General features: G+C 39.9%; 11 protein-coding genes. 3 read left to right on the forward strand and 8 right to left on the reverse strand.

The features are described 5' to 3' along the window. Nucleotides 1-2: 2 nt before the first annotated feature. Both ACMFNG_RS05610 and ACMFNG_RS05615 read right to left on the reverse strand, forming a co-directional pair. Nucleotides 3-2,453: a tRNA(Met) cytidine acetyltransferase TmcA gene (locus tag ACMFNG_RS05610; RefSeq protein WP_011011621.1), complete on the reverse strand. Its 2,451-nt coding sequence runs from the start codon at nt 2,451-2,453 to the stop codon at nt 3-5. Between the two features lie 39 nt (nt 2,454-2,492). Further along, nucleotides 2,493-3,041: a helix-turn-helix domain-containing protein gene (locus ACMFNG_RS05615; protein WP_011011622.1), complete on the reverse strand. Its 549-nt coding sequence runs from the start codon at nt 3,039-3,041 to the stop codon at nt 2,493-2,495. Nucleotides 3,042-3,150: 109 nt separating this feature from the next. Here ACMFNG_RS05615 and ACMFNG_RS05620 point away from each other — a divergent pair, with 109 nt between their 5' ends. Further along, nucleotides 3,151-3,345, forward strand: coding sequence for a class III signal peptide-containing protein (locus ACMFNG_RS05620; RefSeq protein ID WP_430515095.1), 195 nt, complete (start codon nt 3,151-3,153; stop codon nt 3,343-3,345). A gap of 86 nt (nt 3,346-3,431) precedes the next feature. After that, on the forward strand, nt 3,432-3,626 hold the full coding sequence (locus ACMFNG_RS05625; protein ID WP_014835157.1) for a hypothetical protein: 195 nt from the start codon (nt 3,432-3,434) through the stop codon (nt 3,624-3,626). Here the strand turns inward: ACMFNG_RS05625 and ACMFNG_RS05630 are convergent. From ACMFNG_RS05630 to ACMFNG_RS05645, 4 genes are read right to left on the reverse strand one after another with little or no spacing between them, the layout of a single operon-like run. Next, complete coding sequence (locus ACMFNG_RS05630) at nt 3,616-5,643, reverse strand: ArnT family glycosyltransferase (protein WP_011011625.1); 2,028 nt, start codon at nt 5,641-5,643, stop codon at nt 3,616-3,618. The genes ACMFNG_RS05625 and ACMFNG_RS05630 overlap by 11 nt on opposite strands. Before the next feature lie 5 nt (nt 5,644-5,648). Further along, nucleotides 5,649-7,751 carry a DUF6541 family protein gene (locus ACMFNG_RS05635; RefSeq protein ID WP_430515096.1) on the reverse strand — a complete coding sequence of 701 codons (2,103 nt, stop codon included), beginning with the start codon at nt 7,749-7,751 and terminating at the stop codon, nt 5,649-5,651. Continuing rightward, nucleotides 7,748-8,038, reverse strand: a complete 291-nt coding sequence (locus ACMFNG_RS05640) for a MazG nucleotide pyrophosphohydrolase domain-containing protein (protein WP_011011627.1) — start codon at nt 8,036-8,038, stop codon at nt 7,748-7,750. Before ACMFNG_RS05640 ends, ACMFNG_RS05635 begins: the two co-directional genes overlap by 4 nt. Then, nucleotides 8,035-8,853 (reverse strand): DNA-3-methyladenine glycosylase family protein, encoded by an 819-nt coding sequence (locus ACMFNG_RS05645; RefSeq protein WP_011011628.1) that lies wholly within the window; start codon nt 8,851-8,853, stop codon nt 8,035-8,037. Before ACMFNG_RS05645 ends, ACMFNG_RS05640 begins: the two co-directional genes overlap by 4 nt. A 125-nt stretch (nt 8,854-8,978) precedes the next feature. Here ACMFNG_RS05645 and ACMFNG_RS05650 point away from each other — a divergent pair, with 125 nt between their 5' ends. Then, on the forward strand, nt 8,979-9,503 hold the full coding sequence (locus tag ACMFNG_RS05650; RefSeq protein ID WP_011011629.1) for a multiprotein bridging factor aMBF1: 525 nt from the start codon (nt 8,979-8,981) through the stop codon (nt 9,501-9,503). On the opposite strand, the gene ACMFNG_RS05655 is transcribed toward ACMFNG_RS05650, so the two are convergent. Together ACMFNG_RS05655 and ACMFNG_RS05660 are read right to left on the reverse strand one after the other, a co-directional pair. Beyond that, nucleotides 9,504-10,883 carry an acetyl ornithine aminotransferase family protein gene (locus tag ACMFNG_RS05655; RefSeq protein ID WP_011011630.1) on the reverse strand — a complete coding sequence of 460 codons (1,380 nt, stop codon included), beginning with the start codon at nt 10,881-10,883 and terminating at the stop codon, nt 9,504-9,506. Between the two features lie 58 nt (nt 10,884-10,941). Beyond that, nucleotides 10,942-12,495 (reverse strand): alanine/glycine:cation symporter family protein, encoded by a 1,554-nt coding sequence (locus ACMFNG_RS05660; RefSeq protein WP_014835159.1) that lies wholly within the window; start codon nt 12,493-12,495, stop codon nt 10,942-10,944. Between the last annotated feature and the right edge of the window lie 63 nt (nt 12,496-12,558).

The raw sequence follows: 12,558 nt of genomic DNA on the forward strand, positions 1-12,558 counted from the left end.
TATCACTTTTCCCCTTCTTCATCCTTTATGAGATGCTTATAGTAGTACCATAGACCCCTAACTATGTCCCTGAGCTCTACCATTGTATACATCTCCGTCCTATTCAAAAGCTTAGCCGTCTCCTTCCAGTCATGAGCTTGCAAAACTCTGTGGATCAAAAGCATTATCTGCCGCTCATCCAAATACGGCCTCATCCATCCATCCAAGAAGTAGAGCTTTACGAGGGGTTTTACGGCATCTACAACTGTATCGTAAGTTAAAATTCTCTTTATAAACATCTCTAGTCTCCTCTTCTGCGTTTTTGTGAGGTATATTGGGTAGTTAACGGCCTCTCCAAATGGACTTTCAAAGAGCCATCTTGCAATCTCTGGCTCTAAATCTCTATGTGTATCCCCTAACCACTCCGTGAGTCTAATCCTAAATTCTTCATTGGCCTTCTTCACTATTTCTTTGGCCTTCTCACTGATGGGCTTTATCACGATGGCAGTGTATTCACCACTTACGGGATTTCTAGTAGGACTTAGGTGAACCACGGCAAACCCATTCCTCACCCAAAATCTTATCAGCTCTGGACTTGCTCCAAATCCCGAACCCACCCAGTCCAACCCTTTCTCCTCGGCCTCCTTAATTAAAAGCTCCAAAGCCTTGCTTCCAAGTCCCATATCCATTGCATCTGGGTGAGTTGCTATCCTAACAACTCTGTACCCCTTGAGCCTTGCAAATTCCTTGGCATAGTGGTGCTTTACCATCATGTCTGGTATGATGTTCCCTGGGGGCTTGTACCCCTTGGCCATCTTATCTATCACAGCCTTCGGTATGCCTCCCTCTTTGGCAATCTGAATCGCCGTAACGATCTTTCCGTTCTTTAGCCTAAGCACCCTTGCCTCGTGGTGAGGGGCGTCAGCTAAAAGGGCAACATCACTTGGCCTGTTCCTGTAGTGGGCCAAGACGTAGATGCCGACGAAGTGCCTTAAGTCCTCTCTATCGTTCTCAAACCAGTCATCTAAGTCTGGCTCTTCCAAATATACTTCCATCTTTCTTATGAGCTCGTAATCCTCTTCGGTTAACTCTACAGGCTCTGCATCGAGAAGAAGTACATCAAAGAGCCACTTCTCGATTGGATCCCCTTCAGCATACCTAATGGGAGTTGATAGGTGAACTTCCTTGTATTCCCTCTTCTCTTTTGCCTTCTTCAAGAACTTCACTGAAAATCCTCTTCCAGCTCCTTCATAACCATGGATTGTGGATGAGAAAACAACTCTTTCCTTCTCTAAGTATCTATGTAAAATGGGGACATGAATTCCAGCGGCTTCATCCACTATATACAGCTCAGCCCTCTGTCTGTACCCCTTTGTTGGAGGATAGTACCTTATTCCGATCCCTTTTGCATATACCTCTTTTATTAGTCCATTATCGGTTATGACCTTGGTCTTATATCCTAAGACCTCAAGGCTCTTTTTGGCGAACTTCATTAGGCTCTGCACATTCTCTGGCTCTGGAGCTGTTACCACGATTCTGAACCTCTTCTTTTTGCTTGAAACTGCTAGGCCAACACTTGCAATTCCTATGGAAACGCTCTTTCCTCTTCCCCTATCTGCCGTTAAAACCACCATTCCCTCTTTCTCAATTAACTCTTCCAAAGTCTTTAGAACTTCAACTTGACCTCTAGTTAAACACAGCTCGTAGAGCTCCCTGGGAAACCTTATATTTTTTGGTATCTCGACTTTTTCCCTTTCAGGGAGAGTTGCCTGGCTCCTATACTTCCCAGGCTTTCTCTCTATGCTCATCCTATCTGTATTGACTATGTATATTCCCTTGTGCTCCGTAAACTTTCTGATTAACCTCCTGTTAAACCTCTTTTTCACGTCTTCAATGGTGTAGGGAGGGGTTACAAGGCTCTTGTGAAAGCCCGTCCACATGTCCTTCCACTTTTCGAAGGGATTTGTAAGGACGAATATTAGTCCTCCTCCTCTCACCGTTTCTATAATTCTTCCCAGGTCGTTTGGAGAATAATCATAGCTTAAGTCAATAACTAAAATGTCAAAGGTTCTCCCCAGTATGTCTCTACTGTGTTTGAAAGTTACGGAAGTTAGCTCTGCTGTGGGAGCCAAAAGGGAGAAGTGCTTCCTAAACTCTTCAAATCTCTTTCTTCCATAAGTATCTTCTCCTAAAGCATCTGTGGCATATAGAACCTCTATCTGCTCCGTATCCCTTAGCTTTCTCTCCAACATCTCTGGAATATATTCGGAAAGAATTCTTGCAGCTCCCCCTGCAAGTATTCCCGCCAACTTAGCCTTGTTTAGAGTATCTCCCTGAAGCACAATCATTCTCCGATGAAACTTTGAAATTGCCTCAGCAAGTGCAGTTTCGGTGAGCTTGATGAGTGAGTCTTTAACCTTTTCCTTTCTCGCGTACTCGCGAATGTCCTTGGGAAACTTAACCTTAACCGTCATCTTTAACCCCAATAAAAGACGGAATTCAAGCTTAAAAACTTAAACTTCAACGTTTTTTATTATCTGTTGGATATCGTTGTATATAGTATCTCTTGAAACGCCGAACATTCTGGCGAGCTCAGAAATGTTTAAGGCTTTAGGATTGTAATTTAAGAGCTCAAGAACTTTTGCTAGAACCTTCCTTCTATTTTGAAGCATGTAATCTTCAGAATGAACTTTCCTTGGTTTGTTAAAGACTATAACTCCGATTGCATAAGTTCTCCTGGTTACTGGGGTTGTATATGTTTCAAGTTGGAAGTCAACTATCTCTATGTCGGGGGTTATGTGGGAGTTTAGCTTTTCTTGTAATTCTTCAATTGCCTTTTCTTTGCTTCCAGAGACGGAGTATTCAGCCGCTATTCCTGGCCTGTATTGGTGGGCAAGATCTATGGTTAGTGCTAGGCTTATGGAAAGGAAGGCACCTGTGGATATTTTGATTTTGGAAGTTGTTATTTTTCCTTGTGGGGGTAATTTCATTTTACTTAATTCGCTAATGGTTTTAAGGCATTCATGAACGCTGGCACTCTCGCTGTGTAACAAAACGAGCATCCTATCACCTCTACAAAAATGAATAATCTCTACGACAAATTTGAGGATAAAAGGATATATAGGGTTTTTGGGCTAAATAATATAGAAGAATACCTTGGAGGTGGAAAAGATGAGGAGGGCACAAGGAGCAATTGAGTACCTTTTTATGATTGCAGCAGCGTTGATCATAATTGCAGTAATAATTAGATACCTAAGAGAGACTGGTGAAACTGCTGGAGAGCAGGCAAATCAGACAGTAGCTGAGGTAGGAGAGTTGATTTCTGAGGGTATTTCTGAGGCTATTTCTGAGGCTATAAGTAAATAGATCAAAAATGCCACAAACTCTACTTCATGATGGCATTTCTCTTCCTTCTTTAATAAATTTTTAGGAGTTTTTGGGGGTTATAGGAATTGAAGAGATCTCAGTCCGCAATAGAATATCTTTTGGCTCTCGGAATAACAATAATAGTAGTGTTTTTAGTAGTTGGTTATGTAGCTAGATACACCCATAGTGAGGCTTCTACTGCAGCTAATACAGTGGAGAAGGGTGGAGAAACTATTAAAGAGGGTGTGAAGAATATCACTGAAAAAGAACTCAATGAGTAATTTTTATTCTTGCCGTTCCTTGAATTCTAACTACATTCTCGGAAAGTGTTGAAATCCCCGCTGTAGATATTACAATCTTGTGGTTCCTATATAGAATAGCTGAATTTTCTATGCTTATGTCCCCTGGGAACTCTAAATAACTCTCATCATTGACAACAATTTCGTTTCCCAAAATTTTAATATTCCTAGCAATCATTTTTTTGTCAAATAAAACATTTATCCTGTATGTGTTTGGTGGTATCCTTTCTACGATAATTTTCTTGGGAGTTTTATTGGCAAATTTTAGTTTAAACAGTTTGGAGCTGTTATAATATACCACAAGACTATCTGAATCTAAGAAAAATGATACCTCTGAACTTTTGTTAAGGGAGTATATGAGAAGTTTTTCTCCGCTTGAATATGCGATTCCATAAAGTAGGGATCCATTGACTGTTAGGTAATCAATGATGGCAGAATATTTTTCATATAGGACAGGGGAGTTATCCGCTATTGCGAATACCCAGGTACTTAGGATGATATTAGACACATTTAATGATTTAATGAATTCTTTTGGGTCTTCATTTTGGAGGTATAGAATTCCAAAATTATCAATGTACCATACTGGTTCCTTCAAATCAAAGAGATATGCATTCATTGGATTAAAAGAATATACAGAGCCGTTTAGTTTTGTCACTATATTGGAAGCTTCCCTTCTTATTTCCTCCGTATGTTCGGCGAAGGGTATCGCAAGCTTCCCCTTTGGGACATTCATAAGCAGTGCAATGGAGAAGATAGCTATGAGGAATATTGCGATTATAGCATTCCACTTGTTTATTTTAAGACTGCTAGCAAGGTAAATTAAAAGCAGAAGGAAAATCGGATATAAGAATCGTGGGTAGTGGGGAATTGGAAAGAGAAGATACACAAGAGCTGATATAATGGTGAGAGTTCTAACTTTTGCATCTCCACTGTTTCTCCCTTTTGCCAATATAAGAAAAAGGAGTACCAAAATTGAATAATACGGATAAAGAAGTTCCAGATCTCCGTCTATGATGGTTTTTAATATAGTGGTAACGAGATTTGGGAGATTCAAAAGAGGAACGTACCTAGAAGAGTTTGATAAGTAAACCATTGAAAAATACGACTTGGAAAGTGCAAGTCCAAGGGGGATTTCGATTATGGCTCTTCCTACGATAAATGTTGAGACAATTAACAATGCTTTCTTGATGTTTACTTTTTTAATAACTTCCATAATCATCTTAAATGAAAACACGTTGAAGATTCTTAGGTTAAGGAGAAAGAACACTAAAAGCAACAAGACTGGAAGGAAACTACCTACAATTTCTCCCTCCTTAATTCCAGGAAAGATTAAAAGATTCCTGGCGAGTTTGCTGGAATACAGTGTTATTAGGAGGATTTCTAGTATTAACAAAGATAAATAAGCTAAAACGAAGGCTTTGATTACTTTTTTGTCTATCTTAATGTCCAAATTTAGACATCTAACCAAAAGCAACGCTAGTGTATATGGGATTATTGTGTGCTTTACTGTTGAGAGAACTCCTAAGATAAAGAAAGTAATATAGTCGTTGGTTTCTCTAAGCCACAAATAAAGCGTTAACAAGAATGAAAACTCTATCAAAGTTAATTGATACACACTTGCATTGTAAAACATGAGGAAAGGATCGAGAGCTAAGAGAGTAGCCAAAAACAATCCCGTGATTTCATCCTTTAGTTTTTTTCCAATTAAATACCCTAGAACAACTGAGAGAGCTCCAAAAAATAGAGAAAACGATCTACCGGAAATTACATTGTCTCCAAATATTCTAAGCCACAAGGCCAAAAAATAGTAGAAAAGTGGAGGATGGACGGCAAAAATATCTCTATAAGGGAGATATCCACTGTTTATGCTTCTAGCAATTAAAAGATATGTTCCCTCATCGTAATCGCTAAATTCATCCATCCAAAAAAGAGGAGGTACTCTAAGAGCTACATAAAGTGTTAGTATCCCCAGGAGAGCTATAGTTGTTCTTTTCTTCATAAGCCTTACCTCTTGAGAGCTATCTCCTTTATCCCTATAGGGTCTCTATAACTTGTATTTGGGGAGTAAAATGTTAAATAGTGGAGTCCAGGGGGGACAGTTACTTTCAAATTCACCTTTTCATCTCTGTAATTATTTTTGAACTTATACCTTCTAAGTAATTTTCCGTCTAGATAAATTTCAACCGTTTTATTCTCTCTTCCGTTAATTGTTATAATGAGCTCATTAAAAGTTTCAGATGTTGAAAATAAGACTGAAGAAGAGCTCGATATCATAAGTGCATATGGAAACTTTTCAAATTTTCTTAGTTTTATTATCACAGGATTTTGATTAATATAGCCATAAACAAACCATCTTGTATCATCTAGAGGCCGAATTGTTCCATTTGTATGATAGTACTCAAGAACATCCCTAGGAGGTGATCCATGCTCGTCTAATCTTAAAAGCCAAAGTCCATCTCTGAACATTATAACTTTTCTATCTAGAAAGTTAACTATGTTGATTAGATACACCTCGATTTCCCCTGCCCCCCTAGTATCGACGTATAAATACTTCACTTTTGAGATGTTCTTTGGATAACATGCTATTGGAGTATTGGTGAGAATTGGAATCCATCTCCCTGAATCAAACTCACATGCTGTCATCACTGTTTCATTTCCCGCAATTTTTGAGACGTTCATTATGAAATCTACGATTTCTTTGTCAAGAAGGTAAGAAGATTCGCTTCCAATATGTTCAATCCTTAAGTGGGGGTAGGAAATTATCATTCCTATAATTAGCAGAGAAATTGCTACCTCTTTTTTTATTCTTGCCACTCTCTCCATTCCTATACCTTCCAAAAGGGGGATAATTGGAGTTGTTAGCATAAATGCCCTCTCAGAATTCCATATAGCTGAGAAGTATGGGATTGTAATTCCTATGTAAGTTTTGTTAAGCATTAGAGATATTATTGTCAAAAATCCGAGAGCAATTCCTCTTTCGATTGAAGAACCTCTTATTATGGATACAATAAGTCCTAAAACAAATGTAAAGCCAAATAATAGCTGACCATTTTCAATGAAAGAATATTTAATTATTGAGATAAGAAAGTCAGGATTGTCTTTATTGGAGAACCTAGGATTCATCGAAACACCGCGAGATAAATAAGTTGAAGATGAAGGGGTAAACGCCAGAAATATTGCTCCACTTACAATTAACTGAGCTAAGAATATCTTGAGGCCTTCTCTTTTATTTTCTAGAGATATAGTTGTGAAAAATGCGACTGCTTGGAATAGCATGTACTGGTAAGGATGAGTGACTACCATGACTCCAGAAGTCAACCCGAGAAGTAAAATTATATCGGGTTTTCTTTCTCTTATGCTAAGCTGTAGAATGTATAAGGCGAACAGGAAAAGCATGTAGTTTGTAAAAGCTGGGAGGAGGGCATATTGAACAAAATAATAATATAGAGCGGAGAAGTTCACCAGAAAAGCTGCAAAAATTCCTACTTCTCTCTTTATGTTTTTTCCAACGAGATATGCTAATACTGGAAGATATAGAATTTCAAAAATTCTTAGAGTGTTCATTGCGTATATTATGTTTTCAGTCTTAAACCCAGATAAGAGGGCAACCAAAGCATGATAACCTGGGGGGTAAGTAATAATTTGCCGTGAGAAGTATTCGGGAACATGAGTAAAGTACACGGTTCCTGTTGAAATTATCATCTTAACCTTGGAACCATGAAACCATGTGTCTACAGCTCTATAGTCGGGAAGGAGAAAATAAAAGTTCCTAACAACCAAGCCTAAAAATGATGCTATTCCCAGGAGCCCTAACTCTTTAAGCTTTCCCTCCTCTAATTTTAGTTTAATCTCCGTTTTGAGTCCCAATATTATGGTTAGGGTAGCAATTACTATTCTTGAGGGCTCTACATCTATTCCAATTCTACTAGTGGCTAAGAGGATAAGGGTGGTAGCTACGATTCCAAAAGCGGGGGCACTTAGCAAAGCCTCTGGAACAGTTCTTCGAGATAACATGTAGCCAAAAATAGCAATTCCTAGAAGGATAAGAGTAGGATTTGAAGTGAAAATCAAAATTGTTCCAATTATTGCAAGGATAATGGCTTTCACTTCTCTTCACACTCACATGGCTTCTTTCCACAATAGGGGCAGACTCCTGGGTATTTCTTTTTTGCGGCCTCTTCAAGGTCTATATCTACTAAATTGGCTAGACTGGCAAGCCATGCAATTACATCAGCGAATTCCTCTTCCAAAGCCTCTCTATCCCCTTTTCTCAAGGCCTCGGCTAGCTCTCCCACTTCCTCAACAAACCAGAAGAAAGTTTTTTCCACTCCCCTCTTCTTGTCTTTGTGATAGTAAATCTCCTTGATCATTTCTTGGAACTCTCTGATTCTCATTTCCTCACCTCCATTTCTGTCTTTCTATCATAACACAGGATGTAAAATGCCAAAAGGCTTTTCCACTTCCCATAGGGTTCAATGATCTCCCTAACAGTCCTCTCAGTAACCTTCTTTAGAGGTAGCCCAAATATTTTTGCTATTCCCCTTCTCAATCCTAGGTCGCTCGCGGGATAAACATTTTTCCTAAGCCCATACATTAAAAATAGCTCAGCACTCCACCTTCCTATCCCTCTAAACTTAGTGAGGTACTTTGTTGCATCTTTCTCATTTAATTCCCATAAGTCTAGCCTTAAATTCCCTTTTACGTATTCTTGGGTAATGTTCAATATGTAATCCCCTCTGTATCCAAGCTTTGCTTCCTTTATTCTTTCCCCAAGTTTTAGTATATCTTTGGGCTCAGGAAAGAGATAGAGGTCTCCAATTCTTTTACCAATAAGTTTAACTAGGTTGTAGATTGCTTTCTGTGCGAATTCAAAGCTTATCTGTTGTTGGGCTATAACTTCAACAATTGCCTGATATGGTGTTGGGGCAGCTGGCATGGTTAAACCATAAAACTCATCTACAAGAAAGGCAAACTTCGAATCTTGAATTTCTGAGTAAAATTTTTCTAAATTTGTATCAAGGCCTAAAATAAACCTTATTCTCTCTTCTGCTTCTTTCTTTTCCCTTTTCCCAAAGTGATCTGGAAATGTAAAGTCTTCTCCATTGTAACCAACAACTCCTGAGGGAAGAGCTTGCCAAAAGATTCCATTCTCAAATTTCCAAGTTCCGTTCTTGATCATCTCATGAGTGGTCTTTTTTAGATCAATCATGCCTCTCACGCTCTGTTAGGCCCTTTTCATCATCTCTCAGAGCAGTTCGCTTTCTTCATCGCGCATCTTATTAATGACCATATTATTTTTTAACATTGCTGACAAGTAGGGTATGGGGAAAAGTAATGGCAAAGGCTAAGCCCAGGTATTGTGAGCTTTGTGGAAGGGAAATAACAGGTCAAGGACATGTGGTTAGGATTGAGGGGGCTGAGCTTTTAGTTTGTGACGACTGCTATAGGAAGTACGGAAGAAAGCCTGGGACATTTAGTATTATGCCTCGGAGAGAACCTACAAGGATTACAACTTCTACACCCAGGAAAAGGATGTCCCCTCCAAGAGAGAGGCCCCTAATAACCGAGGACATTGTGGAGGATTATGCTGAGATTGTTTCTGAAGCAATAAGGAAAAGTGGACTGAGCTATGAGGAACTCTCCCATAAGGTTGGGCTCTCTGTTAATGTACTGAGGAGGATTGCCCACGGGGAATACACTCCAACTATAGAAGAGGCAAGAAAGCTGGAGAAGTTCTTTAAGATAAAGTTAATTGAAAGAGTTGAGCCTCAATTCGAAGAAAAACCGAGAATACCAAAGGACTACGAGCCTACACTGGGAGATATTGCAAGAATAAAGGTAAAGAAGAGGAAGAAGTAACTAGTGCCAAGTGACTACCTTTCTCTCCACTTTTCCTGCAAGGGCGTCTTTAATTGCCCTCTCCATTATTTCTAACCCCTTCTCTGCTATCTCCTGGGTAATAACTAAAGGAGGAGTTATCCTTATGACGTTCTGGAACATTCCATAGCTTGGGAGTATTAGTCCGAGCTCAAAGGCTCTCCAGCATATCTTCCCAGTAAGTTCTGGGTCTGGCTTTTTGCTTTCCCTGTCCTTTACTATTTCAACTCCTATCATGAGTCCTTTTCCTCTCACATCTCCTATCACTTCAAACACTTCTTTCATCTCTTCTAGCCTTTTCTTGATAAAATTACCTACTTTGAGAGCGTTCTCAAGCAAGTTTTCTTCCTCTATAATCTCTAAAGTTGCTTCTGCTGCCGCCGAAACAACCGGATTTGCTGCGGGAGTTAACAATGCTGCACCGCTTGTTAAATCCATTAACTCTTTCCTCCCTATTACTCCACTCAATCCCATTCCGCTAGCGACGCCTTTACCAAATATTATTAAGTCGGGCTCAACGCTAAACCACTCACTCGCAAACCACTTTCCAGTCCTTCCAATTCCAGTTTGAACTTCATCCATAACAAGGAGAATTCCCAGGTCATTTAGAACTTTTTGAACCTCTTTAAAGAAGTTTTCAGGAGGAACAACGATTCCCGCGTCCCCCTGAATGGGTTCAGCAAAGAGAGCGGCAACTTCATCTGAAGGAGATAGGTGAGAGAACACGTAATTTTCAAGGTAGTCCAAGAACCTGTTTATAAGCTCATTTGGCTCCTCATAACCGTCAATGCCCCAGATATTTCTGTAGGGGTTTGGGTAAGGTAGCCAAATAACATTGGGCATTAGGGGAGAAAATCCCCTCTTTTGTGAGCTTTGGAAGGCTGCTATAGATGTGGCACCGAGGGTTTGTCCGTGGTAAGCCCCTATAAATGAGAGGATCCAGGGCCTTCTTGTTGAGAATTTTGAAACTTTTATTGCCATATCCACAGCATCGCTACCACTCATTCCAAAGATTATGCGAGGGTTTTTAATTGGGGAGATTTTTGCTAATTTTTCAGCCACCCTTATTGCCCTTTCATTGTGAGTGTACCCTATCATGGAATGTTGAATTAAGGCAACTTGCTCTTGCACAGCTTTTACTAGCTTGGGATGAGAATAACCTGTTGACGCGGCAGCCGCACCAGCTAAAAAGTCTATGAATATATTCCCATCAACATCTTCTATAAGAGCGCCAAATCCCCTCTTAGGTACTAGTGGGAACAACTTAACCCCAATTCCCGGGGAAAGAATTCTGCTCTCTCGCTCAATTATCTCAGTAGCTTTTGGTCCAGGAAGTTTAGTAATAATCTTTGGATATTCCATTATAGTTCCCCCCATGACAAAAAATAGGAATGATAACAAAGAGAAAAACTAAAAGTCTCTATGGATTCTTCGAGATAAAGTCTTCAGTGTATTGTTTGATCACTGGATAGAGAATTATCAGCCCTATTAGGTTCGGAATTGCCATCAGTCCGTTCATCATGTCTGAGAAGTTCCATACATCTTCTAATGGCTTAACAGCTCCGATGTATATGAAGATAACGAAGAGGAGGTTGTAGATTAAGTGTAATTTTGGATAGAGGTTTGCGAATTTCTCTGGGTCTTGGGTAATCCACTTGGCCAAATACATGACATTCTGTCTTCCATAGAATGACCATGCTAGTATTGTTGAATATGCAAAGAGAACTATTCCAATTGCAACCATGATTTCTCCTAAATGACCAAATGCCTCTGCAAAGGCAGCCTGGGTCAATGGAGCACCGTTAAGGTCGGGATACTTGGTGTATGCTTGGGTGACTACAATGCTTATTCCAGTCAATGAACAGATTATTATTGTGTCAATGAAGGGTCCCAACATTGCAACGTGAGCTTGCCTTGCGGGATGATCAGTTTTTGCTGCAGCGTGAGCCAAGGTTGCTGTACCAAGTCCAGCCTCATTTGAGAACAATCCTCTCTTTACACCCCATATTATTACCTGCCCAATTGCTCCTCCAGCAACTGCTTTTCCTGTAAATGCGTCCTTTATTATGGTGGCAATTGCAGAAGGTATCTGTCCTGCAAACTTTATCCAAACTCCTATCGCAAAGAGGAAGTACACGATTGCCATAAATGGTACCAACATTTCTGCAACTTCTCCAATTCTCTTTATACCTCCAATGACTACTATGAACGTTAGAACAGCTAATGCCAATCCTGTAACCCATGCTGGAATCCCAAAGGCTGTCTCAATAGCATCTGCAACCGAATTTGACTGGGTCATGTTTCCGATACCGAATGCGGCAATTGCAGCGAATAAAGCGAATAGTACCGCGAGTACTTTTCCTATGGTTGGGAGGTAGGCTTCATTGAGTAATGCTAGCCCTAGAATTGCAAAGAGGATTCCAATTATGAAGGCTACAATTCTTAGTCCTCCTGTCAGTCCTAAACCATCCTTTATCAAGAACACTGCAAATAGCAATGTGAATATCGAAGCAATAGCCCTACTTATACCTGTTCCTTTTACTTCTGAAAATCCTCTTTCTAAGAAGTTGAATGTTCCTCCTATCATCGTCCCATCTGGTAGCTTTCCTCTAAATGCCACTCCTAAAAGTCCTTCTGAGTATCTAGTTGCCATACCGACAAGGGCTGTAATCCACATCCAGAACAAAGCTCCAGGTCCACCAAAGTGTATTGCTGTTGCAACACCTGCTATGTTACCAATTCCAACGGTTCCTGAAATAGTTGCCATTAGTGCTTGAAAAGGTGTTATGTCTCCTTCACCCGTTTTCTTTCTTCCCTCGAAGAGTGTAAATCTAATTGACCACCCTAGCCTTCTGAACTGTATTGCCTTGAGGACTATTGTCAATAGAAGACCGGTACCTAGTAGGAGCACTATTATTGGCGGTCCCCAGACTTCTCCATCAAGCCAATTTATAAAGTCCATAATTGCGCCCATCAATGCACCTCCCAGTAGTTTATCGAAATAAAATAGTGTAAGATGACATATATAAGTCTTTAT

It is taken from the genome of Pyrococcus woesei, assembly GCF_050496105.1.
GTDB classification, from domain to species: domain Archaea; phylum Methanobacteriota_B; class Thermococci; order Thermococcales; family Thermococcaceae; genus Pyrococcus; species Pyrococcus furiosus.